This window comes from Maricaulis sp. (genome assembly GCF_048270265.1).
GTDB lineage: Bacteria > Pseudomonadota > Alphaproteobacteria > Caulobacterales > Maricaulaceae > Maricaulis.
Genome location: NZ_JBLWTD010000015.1, coordinates 13,689 through 31,776, shown reverse-complemented (window position 1 = coordinate 31,776; position 18,088 = coordinate 13,689). Strand labels below are relative to the sequence as shown.

Below are 18,088 nucleotides of genomic sequence, written 5' to 3'. Positions count from 1 at the left end.
GCATTGCCGAAAGGTCACACAGCAGCAAGGCTGCAGTCGGACAGGTTCGGGCAATCTCCATCTCAGCCGTTCTTTTCACGATCAACGGCCCCTTTATTGACTGGGCGCGACACCTGAACGGTGTGGCGCCCTCTTTTTGCCGGCGTGCGCCTTTCCAAAAGTTCAGCCCGGAGCCAAGGCGCGGTAACACGGCGAGGCCCAGTGTGGAGGTGAGATCCAATGAAAGGGACATTTCATGAAGACGATCCTGCTTGCTACCGCTGCCGTCACATTGGCCGGCACGGCCGCCTGGGCGCTTGACGATGACAACCGCCATACGCGCATCCGCATCGCTGGCGACATCACCGCTGACACGCTCCATCCGGGCACCGTAATCGAAATCCGCGGCGAGGAGGGCGAGCGCACCATCCACCTCCAGGGCGACGCCCCCGCGACCCGCCTGACCGTCAACGGCCAGACCGTCGAGATCGACGGCTCCCGCGTCATGATCGACGGCCAGCTGGTGGAGACCGATGGCGCCGGCGTCATCATCGTCGAGGGTGACGAGATCCAGGTCATCCGTGACGGCGAGCGCGGCCGCTTCGATGGCCGCTTTGCCCGTCACCGGGCCGAGCGGGCCGAACACACGGCGCGCCTGGCCGAGCGGATGCAGGATTTCCACTTCGAGTTTGATTCCGAAGGCATGCGTGCCGACGTCCTCGACTCGCTCACGGACGCACTCGCGGAGCTGGATTCCGGCGCCATGCTTGCCGGCAATTCGCGCGACTGGGACGAATTGTCGGAGGCCGAACGCGAAGAGGTCCGCGCATCCTTGGAGACAGCGCGCGCGGAAATCCGCGAAGCCATGCGCGAAATGGAAGTCGAGTTTCGCGAGGCCCGCGATGAGGGCCGCCGCGTCCGCGTCGAACTGATGATGGATGAGGCGCGCCGTGACCAGGCCCGCGCCGAACGCGACGAAATGCGCAGCCATCGTGAGCATGCCCGTGCCGAACGCGACGCGGTCCGTGCGGCCCGCGACGAGGCCCGGGCTGCGCGGGATGAAGCGCGCGAGGCGGCCCGCGAGGCACGGCACCAGACGATGCGCTGGCGATCGACAAGCGATGAAGATGGTCGCAGCGAACAGAGTGTGCGCATCGAGCGCAGCGATGACGGACGGCGTCAGGTCTGGATCGATGGTGAGGAACAGACGGGCGACAGCCTGGTCGACTGGCTCAACCGGATCGAGGCCGAACGGCTCGCCGGCGGCCCTGCCGAGCGTCCCCGTGAACGGCGCATCGTGCGCTTCGACCGTGATGATGGCAGCAGCCACGAGGTCGACCTCACCGGCCGCCAGGTCATCGTCCTGCGCGATGACGATGGAGACGGCGTCCGCCGCGTGTTCGACTTCGAGTTCGAGACTGACGAGCCTGATGAGGAGAAGTAATCAGCCACCCGAGGGTGCTGGTTTGTGAGAAAGCCGGCGCGAGCCGGAGATCGCCCAAAAAGGCGGGGCTGGCCTAAGCCAGCCCCGAAATTTGCGGTTGGTCGATAAAGGACGTTTCTCCCCGAAACGCCAAGGACTAGACGGTCAGGCCCGGTCCAGATGCGAGGTTGACGTAGACGTCATGTGAGGTCAAGTCCAGTCACCACGTTTTGCCACAGCCCTGATACTTATCAACAGTTCAGACGCTATTGCCGTCGCGTCTCGCAACTTCCCGGACCGCTTCGACCCAGGCGTCAGCGGCGACCGTGATCTGTGCCGGCTGCTCCTCGCGCCATTCGCGATTATCGCTGATTTCTGCCGCCAGCCGGGCACCAAGCTTGAGATCCTTGATTGTCACCAGCCCCTGCTCGCGCTCGTCCGAACCGATGATGACGGCGGCAACGGCGCCGCGCCGGTCAGCGTATTTCATCTGCTTGCCCATATTGCCGCCACCGGCAAAGGCTTCGGCACGGAAACCGGCTGCGCGCAGCTCGGCGGCCATGGCCAGATAGCGCGCCGACTGGTCTTTCTCCGCCGCGATCACGATCACCAGCGGGCGTTCCTGCCCGGCACCGGCGCGGCCCAGCGCTGCGAGCGCAGCGGCAAAACGGCTGACACCGAAGGAGAAACCGGTCGCCGGGACGGCCTGGCCGGTAAAGCGGGACACCAGATCATCATAGCGCCCGCCGCCACCAACCGAGCCAAACTGGATCGGCTTGCCATCATCATAATGCGCCGTCGCCAGCAATTCGGCCTCATAGACGGGTCCGGTGTAATAGCCCAGACCGCGCACCACAGAGGTATCCAAACGCCAACGGTTGTCACCGACACCGAGGGATGCGAGGCAACTTTGAATTTGCCCCATAGCTTCGATCGCCTCTGATCCGGTTCGTGAATTGGCGAAGAAATTCGACATCTCATTTAGGATTTGAAGGTTTGACGCAGGAGCATCCGAATTAAACGTTTCGTGAAACGCATTTGCGTCACTCGAATGCTCGATGAACTGTGTCAGCACACGGATGTTGTCAGCGGACAGCCCTGCCCCCTCAGTTGTGTCGCCCGATTCATCACGACGCCCGGCTCCCAGGAGCTGCTCGACCCCTTCCCGCCCGAGGCGGTCATATTTGTCGAGCGCGCGCATGACCTTGAGCTTTGTTTCCGGTTCATCGACGCCGGCCATTTCTAGAACAGCATCCAACAGGCGCCGGTCATTGACGCGGATCAGGTATTCGCCGTCATTGAGACCGACAGCACGCATCACTTCAGCGGCCAGCGCGATCATTTCCGCGTCGGCGGCCGGTCCAGGCGCGCCGACCGTATCGGCATCGCACTGGACAAACTGACGGAAACGCCCCGGACCGGGCTTTTCATTGCGCCAGACATCACCGGCCTGGTAGCGGCGATAGGGCTTGTTCAGCTCCTGGAAATTCTCGGCGACGAAGCGGGCCAGCGGCGCGGTGTGGTCATAGCGCAGTGACAGCCACTGGCCGTCATCATCCTCAAGCGCGAACACGCCCTCATTGGGACGCTCCTCATCGGGCAGGAACTTGCCCAGCGCGTCGGCGAATTCAAACGCCGGCGTCTGCAGGGGCTCGAAACCCCAATCGTCATAGACGCGGCTGGCTGTCTCGACCAGATGCCGTTCGGCGCGCAGCACGGCACCGCCGCGATCTTCGAAACCGCGCGGGCGGCGGGCCTTGGGACGAAAGGGTTTCTTCGCGCTCATGGACGTCTCCGGCTTGATCAATAGGCGACCGCCCCCTGTAAAGCAGGCAATCGGCCGCGTGTCAGCGGTCTTCAATATCGGACCAGCCCCTGCGGGCCAGCGTTTTCACCAGTTGGGGCACGCCTTGTGGCGCGATTCACCGGCAGTAAAACTCTTCCTGCTAGGTTTGACCCTCATCGTTCGCTACCGGAAGCATGCGTCATGCGCCACCTCCTGCCTGCCCTCGCCTGCGCCCTGCTGGCCAGCTCGGCCGCCCTCGCCGGACCAGGAACCGATCTGGCCGCCACAGCGCGCAATATCGCCAGCCAGGCACAGGAGCGCGCCGACTATGCCGCCGAGCGGCCCGGCGCACCGGCAAGCCTGATCGATCTCGACGATCCGCTGCAATATGATCTCGACCAGTTCTCTGCCGACGCCATGCGGCTCAGCCGCGCCATCGACGAGGCGGGCGGCCCGATCGACCTGCGTTGCATTTTCCGCGGCATGTCCGGCGATGCCGCCAGCCGGCTCGAAGCCCTCAATGCCGCCGAGACCGCAGCCGACCAGGCGCGCGTCTATCGCGAGATTTCAGCCCTGATGCACGACGCCGCCGAAATCGCTCCGGCCGCTGATGGCGAAGATCTGCCGGCCACGCTGGGCCCGCCGGGCAGCTGCCCGGCTACACGCGACTGAAACGGGCTAGCCCGCCGCCTCGGCCAGAGCCGTGACGACGATGTCGCGCGTCAGGACTGAGGGCAGCACCCGCGCCGGCCCGCCATCGGCCGGATAGACCAGATAGAGCGGAACCCCGGCCTGGCCATGCTCGGCGATCAGGGCTGCGATCTCGTCATTGCGATTGGTCCAGTCGGCCCGCATCTCCACCACGCCATAACGCTCGAAGGCCTCACGCACCGCGCTGTCGCTGAGCGCGCCGAGCTTGTTGACCTGGCAGGTGACGCACCAGGCGGCGGTGACATCGATAAAGACCGGCCGCCCCTCGGCGCGCAATTCGGCAACCCGCTCGCGTGACCAGGCCTCTTCCCCGGCTGACAGGCTGGGCGCATTCGTGGCCGCCGGCAGACGGGCAATCGCCAGGGTCGCGCCCAGGCCGATGAGCACCGACACGACCGCCAACATGGTCCAGGCCAGATGATTCTGCTTGCGGGCCCAGATCGCCAGGGCCAGGGCCAGCAGGGCAATGCCCAGCAGCAACAGGCCGGTCGGACCGGACTGGATCACCAGCACCCAGCTCAACCAGATCACCGAGGCGAACATCGGGAAGGCGAGAAATTGCTTGAACTGCTCCATCCAGCGGCCGGGCTTGGGCATGAAGTTCTGCAGAGCCGGCACGAAACTGACCAGCACGAAGGGCGCCGCGAGACCGGCCCCCATGGCGGCCGAGACCAGCAGGACGATGATCGCCGGCTGCGTCAATGCCAGCCCCAGCGCTCCGGCGGCCAGGGGCCCGACGCACGGCGCCGCAACGATGACGGCCAGCACGCCGGTGAAGAAGGCGCCGCGCGCGCCGGGTTGCTGGCTCAACTCGCTGCCAACACCCTGCAGGCTGGTGCCGATCTCGAACACGCCGAGCAGATTGAGACCGATCGCAAACAGCAGCAGGGTCAGGGCGGCGACGACGACGGGCACCTGCAGCTGGAAGCCCCAGCCGACCGGCAGCCCGAATTCGCGCAGTCCGACCAGTACGGCGGCCAGGGCGACAAAACTCAGGATGACCCCGGCCAGGAAGAACAGGGCATGGCGCTGCACCCGGCGCGGATGATCATGCGCGCCCTCGACAAACTGCAGCACCTTGATCGACAGGATCGGGAAGACGCACGGCATCAGATTGAGGATCAGCCCGCCGCCAAAGGCGAGCAACAGCAGTCCGATCAGGCCCGGGGCCACGGGCGGAACCGACACCCCGGGAACGCTGCCCGCCGCCGCAACGGGTAGCGCCATGGCCCGGTCGGGCTCGGCCCAGATTTCCACGGAGACTTCGCGGGCGGCAGCGCCGCGGCCGAGCGTGTATCGCAACACACCGCCACGCGCGGAATCGCGCTGCGGCTCCGGATTGAAACCCGGCGTCAGGATCAGCCGGGCAAGCCCGGCGCCGCGCTCGTTGCGCTGCTCTGCCGCGTGCTGGATCAGAGCGCCGTCATAGGGAAAGAAGGTCAGCTCGTGCCAGTCCGGCTCCGCGGCTGAAAAGTCGCCGCCCTCCAGCTCAAGCACAATGGCGCCGGCAGCAAAGCCGATCCGTGCATCCAGCCCCTCGGCCGGCTGCGGCACCGCATCAAGCGCGGCCTGGATATACCAATAGCCGTCCGTATCGCGTTGCGATTGCGCGCCTACCGGCAGGGTCAGCGACAGGGTCCGCTCCTCGGGCACGCAGATGATCTCGCACACCAGCCAGCTGGCATGCCCGGTGACGACGAGCTCGCCAGCCGCGAGACCGGGATCCAGCTCGACGGGGAAAGGCAGAACCACTTCGCCGTGATAGCCGTAATCCATGATGGTTTCGGCCAGCGGCATTTCTTCCGGTGCCGGCCATTCGATCGCACCGATGCTCACACCCTCCGGGACATCCCAGCGGACCTCGGTCGGCAGGCCGTTATCGCCGGGATTGCGCCAATAGGTGTGCCAGCCCTCGGGCATGACCTGGCGCAGGCCGATATGGAATCGCTCGCCCGGGGCCACGACCGCGCGGTCCGAGACCAGGCTTGCATCGACGATCGGTTCGTTATTGGCCCAGCCCGGTTGCGCCAGCGCCTCCGGTGCCTGCCCGGCGATGAGCGCGAAGAGTGTGGCTAGACCGGCAAGGAAACGCATGAACTGACCTCAGGACTGGAGCGGAAGCAGGAAGACTTCCCTGCCATATACTCATGATTTGCCCAAGCCCGAAGCCTGATCGCGCAATGGTGATCGCACACAAGCAAACGGCCGCGCTTTTCAGCGCGGCCGCAGCCATCACAAGGATATGTGCAATGCCTAGGCCTTGGCGGCCGGAGCGGCAGCTGCCTGCTGCTGCATGGAGGCGCGGCGCATGATGCGCTCCCAGCGTTGCAGCGACATCAGATGCGCAGAGATCGCGAACAGATCGCCATTCTTGTGCATCTCGACGAGCTTTTCGGTTGGCAGGTTGCCGAATTTCTCTTCGGAAACGCCCCAGTATTCCGCCACAGTGATCGTGTTGTCCGGATTGTTCGGATCGGCCACGCGCACGTTTTTCTGCTCGAACAGGTCGAGGGCGTTGAGACGCTCGACAAAGCTTTCGGTGATCTTCGCGTCGCTCTCGAACGCCGAGACGAATTCAACCGCCTTGGACGTGTATTCGGTCGGCTCGCCATCTTCCTTGAAGAATGGAACTTCCGGGTCTTTCTTGACGACGAAAGGTGCATCGACATCAACACAGACGGTGGACGGCTGGTCCATCGGGTTGGAGGCGCTCACGAACGGATAGCGGCGCACATAGGCCGGCACGTAATGATCGCTGTCGAACTGGCCGTCTTCGCTGACGAAGACATTCGTGCCCTGACGCAGACCCATCACCAGGACCGGCATTTTCTTGTCGCCGAGGAAGATGATCGGATAGCTGCCACTGGCAACCGAGAATTCGCCGGCGATGGCGGGAACGAAATGCCATTCCTTCAGGAAGCTGAAGGGTTGCGGAATCGATTTCACGCCATAGGTCTTGTGTTTTGTACGGTTGAGCGGCTCCACGGTCTTGTAGAGCGGGACCGTACCGGTGAGGCGTGGCTCGGTGGTTGGTGCGTCGGCCATAGTAGAAACCCTTCATTGCTTTCGGCGCTAGATAGCGGATATGCCCGATGGCGGCAACGCGGCCACGCAGGGACTGGAACCGGAGGGGTTTGCAAAAAAAATGCCGGACCCCGCAACCGGGATCCGGCATGCCCACTCGGAGGGCGAAAGGCCTAGAAGCGGCGGCCGAAACCGATACCCAGGATCACTGGATCGATATCGACATCCGCCGCAATCGCGCCGTCGATCAGGACGTCGGTGTCGATGTCGATATATTTGACGTCGACATTGAAGAACCAGTCATCCTGCAGTGCAAAATCGATCCCGGCCTGGGCGGCGAGGCCAAAGCTGTCATCATAGCTGATAGTGGTCAGCGCCGAACCGCCGGGCAGATCCTCGTTGAAGAAATGCGTGTAATTGACGCCGGCACCGAGATAGGGACGCATCTGGCCGTCCGGGTTGAAATGGTATTGCAGCGTCAGTGTCGGCGGCAGCAGGGTCACGTCACCCAGATCGACATCGCCAGCGGCGGTGCCGACAGCCTGGACGTCATGGGGCGTCACACCGAGAATGAGTTCGACGGCCCAGTTGTCCTGGACGAAGTAGGTAATGTCCAATTCCGGCACGATTTGGTCGGAAATGTCGACATCGCCGCCGATCGTGCTGATGGTGGCACTTTCATTGGGCATGACGTCGATGGCGCGCAGCCGGACAAGCCAGTCGCCGCTTTCGGCCTGGGCCGGAGCTGCCGTGACAGCCAGGGTGCCGAGGATAGTCGCGCAAAGCATAAGGTGTTTCATGAGGGAGCCCCTTCATCCATAAAAATTGTATGGCCTTTATGGGCGACGGCCTGCGAGTCCGGCAGTGTGCGTTTCGCCGCGCGTCAGCCTGTCGCACGCATCAGGGCACGGCCGGACACCGGCCCTGCCCGGCGCTGCGTATCTGACGGGTGTGTTTTGTCCCGAACTGGGTTTAGATAGCCTGACCATGCACGCTGATTCCATGCTCACCGCCCTCGAGGCTGCCGAAACGCTTTGCTCCAATCGGGGCGAACGGCTTACGCCGGTGCGCCGCCGTGTGCTGGAACTGGTCCTGTCCGCCGATGGCCCGGTGAAGGCCTATGACCTGCTCGAGGCCTTGAAGCCTGGCGCGGGCTCAGCCAAACCGCCCACGGTGTACCGGGCGCTCGATTTCCTGATGGGGTTGGGCCTGGTTCACAAGGTCGAGGCCCTGAACGCCTTCGTCGGCTGCACCACCATCCACACCCATCCCGATGGCTGCGCCGAACTCTTCATCTGCACCCATTGCGGCGCCGTCGAGGAACGGCATGGTGCCCCGGTCAGCACGAACCGGCCGGCGGGCTTCGTGATCGAACGTTCGGTGGTCGAGCATTTCGGCCACTGCAGCAAGTGCCAGCACTGACGGGATCGACTCGATGATTGAAATCTGGCGCGGCAATGCGAACGCCTGGGAATGCGACGAGCTCGGGCACATGAATGTGAAATTCTATCTGTCGAAGGCCAATGAGGCCCTCGGCGGCCTGGCGGCGCAGACCGGGCTGAAGAATATTCATCGCGCCGACGCCAATGCGACCCTGCTCCCCAAAGCCCTGCATGTCCGTTTTCTCGCCGAAGCCCGCCCGGGCGCGCCCTTGATGATCGAGGGCGGCTGGACCGGCATCAGCGATACCGGCTGTTCGGCCGTCCTGGTCATGCGCCATGGCGGCACCGGCAAGCCGGCGGCGAGCTTTCGCATCGATCTCGACCACATCTCGCCACGCGACGGCCGCGCCTTCACCTGGCCCAGCTATTTCCCCGCCCAGCTCGAGGCCCGCAGCGTGACGGTGCCGGACTTTGCCGGACCGCGCGGCGTTGCTGACACATCATCCGGCACGACGGCGGCCAGCCTTGAGCGCGCCGACGAACTGGGGCTGGCGCATGTCGGCCTCGGCCGCTTCACCCCGGATGAGGTCGATGTCTTCGGCCGCATGCGCACCGAGGTCCTGCTCGGACGCATCTCCAATTCGGTCGTGAATTTCAGCCAGGCCTTCCCCGAGGAATGGGCCTTCCACCAGGGACAGACCGAGGCCAGCATCGGCTCCGCCCTGCTGGAATGCCGCATCCTGCCACACCGCTGGCCGCGCGCAGGCGACGGCTATGTCGTGCGCTCGGGCCTGAAGTCCTTTGGGCCGAAAGTGCGCAATATCGTGCACTGGGTTCTCGACCCGGTTACCGGCCGGCCATGGTGGACCATGGAAGGTGTCGCCGCACCGATGGACCTGGACGCACGCAAGATTCTCGACCTGTCGCCCGCCGTTCGCCCGGGCCTGGACGCGGCCTGTATCGCGGGCCTTGAGGCCTGAGGCATCGTGTCAATTTCGACACACACGTGGCCCGGAAGCGACAAATTGCCATGCCGCGCCTTGCCCGGCGCTGCGGGGACGGTGTAACCACCGCCCCAGGACCAATCGACATATTGGAGCAGACCCATGAGCAAGATTATCTGACCATCGAAGGCGGCAGAACGTGCCCCCTTCGCGTGCCATCACCCCGCGCCTGCATCCAGGCCCGGCCCGCACGGACTCGCTGACGTTCGCCCGCCACAGGTTTGATAGATTGCTTTCATGAGGACGGACCGCACGGTCCGCGACTGCCATGTCCATTGCCGATACCGAAACGCCCACCCAACATACGCTGACCAACCTCCAGGTGCTGGGATATTTGCGCCGCCAATGGATGCGACGGCCCTGGCTTCTGGCCGGGATCATTGTCTTTATGGTGCTGGCGACAGTGGCCGAGGTCTATATCCCCGTGGCCGCGGGCCATCTGATCGACGCGCTGGCAGCCGGTCCGGAAACGGGCCAGCCTTGGCCGGCCTTTGCGCTCTATCTTGGCACGGCTGTCGCCTATTACATCGTTCGCCAGTCGGCCTCGCGCTGCGAAGTACCCTTCTCGTCGGCGAACATGGCGGACCTGACAACCGAGGCCTTTTCCAAGGTGCAGCGGCTCTCGCTCGACTGGCATGCCAATACCTTTGCCGGCTCGGTCGTGCGCAAGATCACGCGCGGGATGTGGGCCTACGACACCATCACGGTCAATATCTTCCTCGGCCTGGCGCCCTCGCTGGGCGTGATGTTCGGCGTCGCGGTGGTGATGGCCGTGCGCTGGCCGCTGGTTGGCGGTGTGGTGCTGGTGGTGATGACGATCTTCATCGCCTCCTCGCTGATGCTGAGCCGTTTCTATATCCGCCCGCAAAACATGCGCTCCAACGCCCTCGATTCCCAGATCGGCGGCGCCCTCGCCGATGCCGTCGGCGGGATCGCGACCGTCAAGAGCTTCGGCGCCGAGGCGCGCGAGGATGAGCGCTTTCACGAGCTGACCTGGCGCTGGCGCACCGAAACCAAGAAGACCTGGCTGCGCTTCGTCAATTCCTGGCTGGTCAATATCGCCACCGACCTGTCGATGCAGGCCGGCCTGGTCGGCCTGCTGGTCTGGCAATGGTCGCGCGGGGCGGCCACGGCCGGCGATGTCGTCGCGGCGTTGGCCTCCTACATGCTGGTGTCGGGCTATATGCGCCGCTTCGGTGAACAGGTGCAGGCGATCCAGCGCTCGATGGATGAATTGCAGGATCTCGCCGTGTTCGACCTCCAGGAAAGCACGGTCGAGGACGCCGCCGATGCCCGCGAATTCGAACCGGGATCGGGCGAAATCCGCTTTGACCGCGTTGGCTTCACCTATGAGGGGCAGGCGCGGCCGCTCTATCGCGACTTCTCGCTCACCATCGAACCGGGCGAGAAAGTCGCGCTGGTCGGGGCGACGGGCTCGGGCAAGTCGACCTTCGTCAAGCTGGTGCAGCGCCTCTATGACGTCAATGAAGGCTCGGTCGAGATTGACGGCCAGGATGTGCGCGAGGTGGCGCAGGCGAGCTTGCGCCAGAATGTGGCACTGGTGCCGCAGGACCCGGCGCTGTTTCACCGCACGATCGCGGAGAATATCGCCTTCGGTTCACCGGATGCGAGCGAGGCGGAGATCATCGCCGCCGCGAAGGCCGCGCACGCGCACGCCTTCATCGAACGTCTGCCGCTCGGCTACCGGACGCTGGTGGGCGAACGCGGGGTGAAGCTGTCTGGCGGCGAGCGCCAGCGCGTCGCGATCGCCCGCGCCATCCTCGCCGATGCGCCGATCCTGATCCTCGACGAGGCCACCTCCAGCCTCGACAACGAGACCGAACGCGATGTGAAACTGGCCATGGAAGCCGTGATGAAGGATCGCACCACGATCATCATCGCCCACCGGCTGTCGACCATCCGCGATGCCGACCGCATTCTGGTGTTCGACAAGGGACGTATTGTCGAGCAGGGCAGCCATGACGAACTGGCCAGCCGTGATGATGGTACCTATGCGCGCCTGGCCTCGCTGGCCGCGGGGTAATGCAGGCCGCCGCGCCCTTCACACCAGCTTGACTGGCGTTGCAGGGCGCGGCGTGCTTGTCTCGTGACCAGAGTCATTTCGAGGTCCCCATGCGTCTGATTGCCAGCCTGTTTGCCCTGTTCCTGATCGCGCCGGTGGCGATCGCCGAGGAGCACGCACCCTCCCCGTCGCCCTTCGACCAGAACTATTCCGCCATGGAGCAGGTCGATGCCGCGCTGGAAGAGGCTCGCGCCGCCGACAAACGCCTCCTGCTCGTCTTCGGGGCCAACTGGTGCCATGACAGCCGCGGCCTGGCCGGGCATTTCCAGGACCCGGAGCTGGCCGCAACCCTGCGCGATCATTACGTCACACGCTTCATTGATGTCGGCTGGCGCGACCAGAACCAGGACGTGATCCGCCGCTTCGGCGTCGCGGCCCTGTATGCGACCCCGATGGTGATGATCATCGATCCGGCCGACGAGACCCTGCTCAATCGCGATCAGCGTGAAGCCTGGGGCACGGCCGCCTCGACACCGGTCGAAGAGGCGCGCGCCTATTTCGCCCGCTGGGCCGGCGAAGTTCCGGCCACGGGCGGGGTCGTCGAGAGTTCGCTGATCTATCAGGCAATGCTGATCGAGATCGAGGTCTTCGAGGAAGAGGAAGGCCATCGCCTCGCCCGGGCCTATGTAGATGTCGGCCGTTGGCGCGCCCTGCCCGAGAACGAGCGGCCGGAGGATTTCATGGCCGGCTATGACGAGGTCGATGAATGGCGCCGCGCGCTGCCCCGCCAGATCGCCCGGCTTCGGGCCTCGGCGCGCTCGATGGTCACCAATGCGCTGACCGAACTGGCCGGCGAAGCGCCGGTTTCAAGCGAGATCGTTGCCGTGTTTGACCACCGGAACCCCGACCTCCATCTCGAATTCCAGCCCCATGAAAGCGCGCGCTGGTAGGTCTTGCCTGCGCCGCACGGGACATATCCCATGTCGTCGATACCCTATTTCGAAATCCATGCCTTTGCCGAACCGGGCCAGGCCTTTACCGGCAATCCCGCCGGTGTCTGCCTGCTCGAGGCCTTCCCTGACGACCGGATCCTGAAGGGTATTGCCGCATCCAATAATCTCTCGGAAACGGCCTTCCTGGTGCCGGGCGGCAAGGATCGCTGGCAATTGCGCTGGTTCACCCCGGCACTCGAGGTCGATCTGTGCGGTCATGCAACGCTGGCGGCCGGGGCTGTCGTCCTAACCGAAGGGCGGGTCGCCGGAGATGCCGCCGTGTTTGACACCCGCTCGGGCGAGCTCCGGGTCCGGCGCGATGGCGCGGCCTTCGCGATGGACCTGCCGCAGATCGGCTTCCAGCCAGGCGGACGGAACCAGGCTATCGAGGCCGCCCTTGGCGTCGAGACGGGGCCGGTCGCGGTGATGAACGTCAATCGCATCCATGGCGCGCGGTATCAGATGTGGGTGATGGCCGACGAGGCCGCTGTGCGGCTGGCCGAACCCGATCACGGCCGGCTGCGTCAGCTCGACACCAATATCATCCTGACGGCGCCGGGCGGGCACACGGATTTCGTGTCCCGCTTCTTTGCGCCGGCGTCCGGGGTCGATGAGGACCCGGTCACCGGTTCAGCCCATTGCACCCTGGCCCCCTATTGGGGCGAACGTCTCGGCAAGACGCGCATGAGCGCGCGCCAGATCGGGCCGAGGCCCGGTGCACTCGAGGTCGAACTCCAGGGCGAACGCGTGGCCCTGTATGGCCACGCGCCGCGCTATCTGGAGGGCAGGATCACGCTCTAGTGGCGCCGCGGATGACCGCGATAATTGTCGCGGCGATAACCGGAGCGCCCGGTGCCACGTGGATAGTCGATCACCACATCGACGCGGTAGGTCGCGCCATGCCGGTTGCGGGCATAATAGCCACCGGCGCGGTCACGATAGACCGTCAGCGGCGCGGCGACGCGCTGCAGGGCAACACGCTCGTAGCGATCCGGTGCATAGCGCCAGGCATGAGCCGGGCAGCTGATGACCTGGCGGTCCCGGCGATCCTCACGCAAATCGCCCCGGCCGGTATTGCGCCGGGCGTCGAACCGGTCCTCTCGCAAATCCGGGCAGGCGGCAGCGTTGACATGCCAGGTGCCGGCGCTGGCAACAGCTGGCAGGGCTGCCATGCCCGCGAAAGCGAGAATGGCAGCGGCGGCGATCTTGAAACGGGCTTTCATGGGGCTCTCCTGTGATGTCAGACTTTCCGGAACCGCCACTCCATCAAACCCCGGCTGAAACGGTCTTGAATGCGCCGTTCAGCTGTCAGTCATCTTCATGAACGATAGAATGGCGGTTCAGGCTTGGTGCAGGCGGGCAATTGCCCGATAAGCAGCCAGGCAAAGGGGACAGGAGTTTGAGTTGATGCGTACAGGTCTGATCGCGGCATTGGCCGCCATTTTGTGTGTCTCCGCGAGCCAGGCCGATGAACCGGCCCTCGCCGGCGGCCCCGCTGATGCCCTTTCCAGCCGCGAGATTGGCCGCTGGCTGCACCGGATCCAGAAACCCCAGCGCCCCGGCGATGTCTCCACCTCCAGCTATCGCGGCGTGGATACCTGCCGCTGGGCCAATGATGGCGAATGTGACGACCCGGGCATCGGCACCGGCGCCTGCGACCAGGGCACGGACTATTCCGATTGCTGGCGCATCGCCGATGGCGTCGAGGATGACAGCTGCCAGTGGGCCAATGATGGCGAGTGCGACGAGCCCGGTTTCGGGACCGGCGCCTGTACGCAGGCCACCGACCTTTCCGATTGCGGCGCCATCATCGGCCTGCGCTTCCGCAATGACAGCTGCGACACCGCCTTCGACGGCGTCTGCAATGAGCCGGGCACCGGCGATGGCAGCTGCGACGCGCGCACCGACCGCGCCGACTGCTATGGCCGCGAACGTCCCCTGACCATCAATGATCACTATTTCGGCCACGACGACCGCGTCTTCATGGATACCTCAGCGGCGCCGTGGAACGTCGTCGGCCAGATCGATCTCGACAGCGGCGGCGCCTGCACGGCGACGCTGATCGCCGACAATGTCCTGATCACCGCATCGCATTGCATCAATGAAGACGGCGTCACCGACGCCAGTGCCGTCTTCCGCACGGCCTATGACCGTCGCGGCGGGCCGCTGGAAGCGCGCGTCACCGGCTATATGATCGACCCTCGCTGGGATGAGGAGCGTTTCAGCAATGGCAATGATCTCGATGGCACCGACTGGGCCCTGCTCCGCATCGACCGTCCGCTCGGCGCCGAGCTTGGCCATGCCGGAGTTCGCGGCCTGATCCAGACCCGGGGCAATCGCGAGGCGATGCGCGCCGATCTCTACCAGGCCGGTTATAGCTGGGATACCGGCGCCCATCTGTCGGGCAATATCGGCTGCCACATGACCGAGATTTTCAACGACAACACCATGGCCCACAATTGCGATACCACCCGCGGCGATAGCGGATCGCCCTTCATGGTGCGCGAAGGCAACCAGTATTTCGTGGTCGCCACGGATTCGAATTTCCGTCCGACACCGGGTGAGCCGATGAAATATATCGCGGTGCGCTCGGAAGCCTGGCTGCAATATTATGATGACTTCGTCGCCGGACGGATCGGCACGAACGGCACCAGCGCGCAGCCCATCGGCAAGCCGGTCAAATAATCAGTCCGCAGGTCCGTAAAGCGCCTGCAGACTGTCCGCCAGCGCCAGCCGCCAGGCCGCGATATCATGGCCGCCGGGATAGATCCGCATACGGGTCTCATAGCCGGCGGCGGTGAGCGCTTGGGCCATGTTGCGATTGGTCTCGAGCATCACATGACCCTGATTGGTCGAAGTGACGACATATTCCAGTGAACCGGCGGCAAGCTGGAAGCGCGGGGCCCCGGCCGGTGCTTCGCCCAGCTGACGCGCCAGCCATTCAGGCGCTTCATCCGGTGGTGCCCAATAGAATGAGCCCGACAGTGACACGACCGTCCCGATCGCCTCGGGCCGTGTCAGCCCGGTGATGGCCGCCGACAGCCCGCGCCGCGAGGCCCCGCCGAGCAGCACATCCTCGCGCGCCAGGCGCCAGCCGAATTCAGCACGCAGCCAGGGCAGGAGCTCGTCGGCAATGAAGGCGGTCTGGTCGGCATAGCGGCTGTGTTCGCTGGCCGGGTCGAGCTGGTCGATCAGCACAACATGCATGGGCGGGATGCGCCCGGTCTCGGCGAGATTGTGCACGATCTCCCAGGCCGGGGCCCGCTCACCCCAATTGAAGGCGTCATAGAGGATCAGGACCGGCGCATCGGCATCGCCGGTGGCAGCGGGGTGGATGTCCAGCATGACCGGCCGGGCCAGTGCCTCGCTCTCGATCTGCCGCATCTGCCCCTCCGGCAGGCGGTATGGCGGCACCGGTAACAGCGGCGACAGATCGCCGGCGCGATCAAGGGTCAGCAACGCCTCGGCAGCACCGCCGCGCAAGCGCCGCGAATTGCGTGGATCGCTGACGCGCCGGGTGCCGCGTGGCCCGGTGACGAGAAAACTGTAACTGGCCTGGACATCGCGCGGCACATCAAGCGTCAGACGCCAGATCGGACTGCCGGCAATGCGCTGCATCGGCAGGGCAAAATCGCGATTGAAATCCTCGACCGGCCAGTCGACACGCACGGCATTGATGACGCTGTTGAGCCGCACATCGGTGACCTCGCTGCCGGCCTTGTAAAGAAAGGTAACCCGCGATCGCCCGTTATCCCCGGCGATCGGCTCGATGCGCGGCAGACCATGGTGGCTCAACCGGGTCCAGGCCAGTTCGACGGCACCGGGCTGCTGGCTCAACAGGGTTTCGATTTCCGCGAGGCTGACAGCGGCGTCCGGAGCCGGCGCGTCATCCATCGCGGCCGTGGCCAGCACCAGGGCGAGCAAAACCGGCATTCCCGTCATGAATTTACCCCTTTGCCGGTCCTCGCTGCCAGTCTAGCCTGCCACGCAATCAGGGGGGAAGACCATGACTGCCACACCGATCACCATCGCCCGGGACCAGACATCGCGGCTGATCCTGCTCGCCGCCCTGGTGCTGGGCGCGGTCTATCTGCTCGATGATTTCGGACTGGGCGCGCCTTATCCGCTCAATGTCTTCATCAAGGCCGGCGGCGTGGTCCTGCTTGGTGTCTATGCCCTGAAACAGGGCCGGCTCTGGCTGGGCCTCGGCCTGCTGGCCGGATCGGCCGGTGACGCCTTCCTGGCGCTGGAGCCGACACAGCAGGCGCTCGGGATTGTCGCCTTCGGCATCGGGCATCTGATCTATATCGGCCTGTTCGCCGACCAGTGGCGACGCAAGGGCAATCGCGGCCTGCCGGGCTATCTGGCAACGGCGGTCATCATCGCGTTCGGCGCGGCGATGCTGGTGGCGCTGCAGCCCCATTTCGGCGAGCTGCGGATCGCGGCGAGCATCTACAACGGGATTATCCTGTTGATGGTGGCGCTGGCCCTGATCGGCCGGGCACCGAAGCTGGCCGTCATTGGCGCGCTGCTATTCCTGGTGTCCGACGCGGTGCTGGCCTGGCGCATGTTTGCCGGCATGCTCGACTGGGCGGGACCGGTAGTCTGGGTCTGCTATTTCGGCGGCCAGGCCTGTATCGCCCTCGGACTGAGCCATCCCGAAGACAGCGCCCGGACCTGAAGCCGGGCGCCGTTTCGCAAGGGTGTGATCAGGCGTCGGCCATCAGGCCCTGTTCGGCCGCCATTTCCTTCATCGCCTTCTGAAGCTTTTCGAAGGCGCGAACCTCGATCTGGCGGATGCGCTCGCGGCTGACGCCGAAATGCGCGGCCAGTTCTTCCAGGGTTTCCGGCTCTTCCGACAGGCGGCGTTTCTGCAGGATATGCTGTTCGCGCTCATTGAGCTCGCCCATCGCCGATTGCAGCAATTGCATGCGGGTGTCGAACTCATCGCTCTCGACCAGCTCGTCTTCCTGGCTTTCGGCATTGTCGTCGGCCAGCCAGTCCTGCCACTGGCCCTCGCCCTCGGTGCCGCGCAGCGGCGCGTTGAGCGAGGCATCACCGCCGGCCATGCGACCATTCATCGACATCACCTCATCGGTGGTGACGCCGAGCTTGGTCGCGATCGCCTGGGCCTGTTCCGGCTTGAGATCATTCTCGTCGATCGCCTGCATCTGGCTTTTCATCCGGCGCAGGTTGAAAAACAGCTTTTTCTGGGCCGCGGTCGTGCCCATCTTCACCAGCGACCAGGAACGCAGGACATATTCCTGGATCGAGGCGCGGATCCACCACATCGCATAGGTGGCGAGGCGGAAACCCTTTTCCGGGTCGAATTTCTTGACGGCCTGCATCAGGCCAACATTGCCTTCGGAAATCACTTCGGCGATCGGCAGGCCATAGCCGCGATAGCCCATGGCGATCTTGGCCACCAGGCGCAGATGCGAGGTGACGAGCTTTTCCGCCGCTTCGGCATCCTGATGCTCGCGCCAGCGCTTGCCGAGCATGAATTCCTCATCCTTCTCGAGCATGGGAAAGCGGCGAATCTCGGAGAGATAGCGCGACAGTCCCTGTTCGGGAGACAGCGAGATTGACAGTGCATTGGCCATGATTTTCCCTATCCCTGCTGGGAAAACGGCGCCCTTGTGCAAGGCGCCATTTCCCTGTCCGAACCCTATTTAGGAAGCCGGATTTGCAATTGCGAGTGTATCACAACCCTGTGACCGCCATTGATGGGCATATTGCCGCGCATGGCGGGTATTCACCGATG

General features: G+C 64.6%; 16 protein-coding genes. 9 read left to right on the top strand and 7 right to left on the bottom strand.

The window, feature by feature from the left end:
* Window positions 1–235 precede the first annotated feature (235 nt).
* Window positions 236–1,423 carry a hypothetical protein gene (locus tag ACN0YF_RS09495; RefSeq protein WP_417494187.1) on the top strand — a complete coding sequence of 396 codons (1,188 nt, stop codon included), beginning with the start codon at window positions 236–238 and terminating at the stop codon, window positions 1,421–1,423.
* 238 nt (window positions 1,424–1,661) lie between these two features.
* Here ACN0YF_RS09495 and hisS read toward each other — a convergent pair whose 3' ends face one another.
* Window positions 1,662–3,188, bottom strand: a complete 1,527-nt coding sequence (gene hisS / locus ACN0YF_RS09490) for a histidine--tRNA ligase (RefSeq protein ID WP_417494186.1) — start codon at window positions 3,186–3,188, stop codon at window positions 1,662–1,664.
* Window positions 3,189–3,389: 201 nt separating this feature from the next.
* Here hisS and ACN0YF_RS09485 point away from each other — a divergent pair, with 201 nt between their 5' ends.
* On the top strand, window positions 3,390–3,860 hold the full coding sequence (locus ACN0YF_RS09485) for a hypothetical protein (RefSeq protein ID WP_417481043.1): 471 nt from the start codon (window positions 3,390–3,392) through the stop codon (window positions 3,858–3,860).
* Between the two features lie 6 nt (window positions 3,861–3,866).
* On the opposite strand, the gene ACN0YF_RS09480 is transcribed toward ACN0YF_RS09485, so the two are convergent.
* From ACN0YF_RS09480 to ACN0YF_RS09470, 3 genes are all read right to left on the bottom strand, one after another.
* Window positions 3,867–5,993 carry a protein-disulfide reductase DsbD family protein gene (locus ACN0YF_RS09480; protein ID WP_417494185.1) on the bottom strand — a complete coding sequence of 709 codons (2,127 nt, stop codon included), beginning with the start codon at window positions 5,991–5,993 and terminating at the stop codon, window positions 3,867–3,869.
* Between the two features lie 159 nt (window positions 5,994–6,152).
* Window positions 6,153–6,944, bottom strand: a complete 792-nt coding sequence (locus ACN0YF_RS09475; RefSeq protein WP_417481041.1) for a SapC family protein — start codon at window positions 6,942–6,944, stop codon at window positions 6,153–6,155.
* A gap of 152 nt (window positions 6,945–7,096) precedes the next feature.
* Window positions 7,097–7,723 (bottom strand): OmpW/AlkL family protein, encoded by a 627-nt coding sequence (locus ACN0YF_RS09470; protein WP_417494184.1) that lies wholly within the window; start codon window positions 7,721–7,723, stop codon window positions 7,097–7,099.
* 187 nt (window positions 7,724–7,910) lie between these two features.
* On the opposite strand from ACN0YF_RS09470, the gene ACN0YF_RS09465 reads away from it, so the two are divergent.
* The 5 genes from ACN0YF_RS09465 (at window position 7,911) to ACN0YF_RS09445 (ending at window position 13,125) form a co-directional block, all read left to right on the top strand.
* The gene (locus tag ACN0YF_RS09465) at window positions 7,911–8,345 is read left to right on the top strand and encodes a transcriptional repressor (RefSeq protein WP_417481039.1); all 435 of its coding nucleotides are present in this window, start codon (window positions 7,911–7,913) and stop codon (window positions 8,343–8,345) included.
* Between the two features lie 13 nt (window positions 8,346–8,358).
* Entirely contained in the window at window positions 8,359–9,285 is a 927-nt protein-coding gene (locus ACN0YF_RS09460) for a thioesterase family protein (RefSeq protein WP_417494183.1), read from the top strand.
* A gap of 292 nt (window positions 9,286–9,577) precedes the next feature.
* A complete protein-coding gene (locus ACN0YF_RS09455; RefSeq protein WP_417494182.1) occupies window positions 9,578–11,353 on the top strand; it encodes an ABC transporter ATP-binding protein in 1,776 nt (591 codons plus the stop codon).
* An 89-nt stretch (window positions 11,354–11,442) separates the two neighbouring features.
* On the top strand, window positions 11,443–12,282 hold the full coding sequence (locus ACN0YF_RS09450; RefSeq protein WP_417494181.1) for a thioredoxin family protein: 840 nt from the start codon (window positions 11,443–11,445) through the stop codon (window positions 12,280–12,282).
* Window positions 12,283–12,312: 30 nt separating this feature from the next.
* The gene (locus tag ACN0YF_RS09445) at window positions 12,313–13,125 is read left to right on the top strand and encodes a PhzF family phenazine biosynthesis protein (RefSeq protein WP_417494180.1); all 813 of its coding nucleotides are present in this window, start codon (window positions 12,313–12,315) and stop codon (window positions 13,123–13,125) included.
* On the opposite strand, the gene ACN0YF_RS09440 is transcribed toward ACN0YF_RS09445, so the two are convergent.
* Window positions 13,122–13,547 (bottom strand): hypothetical protein, encoded by a 426-nt coding sequence (locus ACN0YF_RS09440; RefSeq protein WP_417481034.1) that lies wholly within the window; start codon window positions 13,545–13,547, stop codon window positions 13,122–13,124. The two genes, ACN0YF_RS09445 and ACN0YF_RS09440, sit on opposite strands and share 4 nt — an antisense overlap.
* Window positions 13,548–13,731: 184 nt before the next feature.
* Between ACN0YF_RS09440 and ACN0YF_RS09435 the strand changes: the two genes are divergently transcribed.
* Window positions 13,732–15,009, top strand: coding sequence for a trypsin-like serine peptidase (locus ACN0YF_RS09435; RefSeq protein ID WP_417494179.1), 1,278 nt, complete (start codon window positions 13,732–13,734; stop codon window positions 15,007–15,009).
* Here ACN0YF_RS09435 and ACN0YF_RS09430 read toward each other — a convergent pair whose 3' ends face one another.
* Window positions 15,010–16,266, bottom strand: coding sequence for an alpha/beta hydrolase (locus tag ACN0YF_RS09430; protein WP_417494178.1), 1,257 nt, complete (start codon window positions 16,264–16,266; stop codon window positions 15,010–15,012).
* Between the two features lie 64 nt (window positions 16,267–16,330).
* Between ACN0YF_RS09430 and ACN0YF_RS09425 the strand changes: the two genes are divergently transcribed.
* Window positions 16,331–17,005 (top strand): lysoplasmalogenase, encoded by a 675-nt coding sequence (locus tag ACN0YF_RS09425; RefSeq protein ID WP_417494177.1) that lies wholly within the window; start codon window positions 16,331–16,333, stop codon window positions 17,003–17,005.
* Window positions 17,006–17,033: 28 nt separating this feature from the next.
* On the opposite strand, the gene rpoH is transcribed toward ACN0YF_RS09425, so the two are convergent.
* Entirely contained in the window at window positions 17,034–17,927 is an 894-nt protein-coding gene (gene rpoH / locus ACN0YF_RS09420; protein ID WP_417494176.1) for an RNA polymerase sigma factor RpoH, read from the bottom strand.
* Window positions 17,928–18,088: the final 161 nt, after the last annotated feature.